Below are 350 nucleotides of genomic sequence, written 5' to 3'. Positions count from 1 at the left end.
ATGACGATATTGTTGAACAGTGCTCAATTGCATGGAATCACTTTATTGCAGAGCCTGAAAGGGTCATTAAATTATGCTCTAGAAGCTGGACAAAACTGACCAGTTAATTAATGTAAATGGTATTATTAGGCGCCTGGAAATGACCTACTCTCACATGGGCATATCGACCACACTGCTATCTTGCTCATTTTGATAAATACAGGTTGATGCCAAAAACTCAAACTCCAGACGTAAAAAAGCCCGTTGCGTTAGCAACGGGCTTTCATACTTATTAGGCGTCTGGAAATGACCTACTCTCACATGGGGAGACCCCACACTACCATCGGCGATACTGTGTTTCACTTCTGAGT

The 350-nt window shown here is 42.3% G+C and carries 1 protein-coding gene; it reads right to left on the bottom strand.

From position 1 onward, the window contains the following. Window positions 1-150: 150 nt before the first annotated feature. Window positions 151-350 (bottom strand): hypothetical protein (locus tag GQA99_RS20340; RefSeq protein ID WP_160057028.1); only part of this gene is annotated, 200 nt, incomplete at its 5' end.

Origin of the sequence: Shewanella litoralis (assembly GCF_009828585.1) — a bacterium.
GTDB classification, from domain to species: Bacteria; Pseudomonadota; Gammaproteobacteria; order Enterobacterales; family Shewanellaceae; genus Shewanella; species Shewanella litoralis.
The sequence above is the reverse complement of the archived record's forward strand: the minus strand, read 5'-3'. Positions and strand labels throughout refer to the sequence as shown.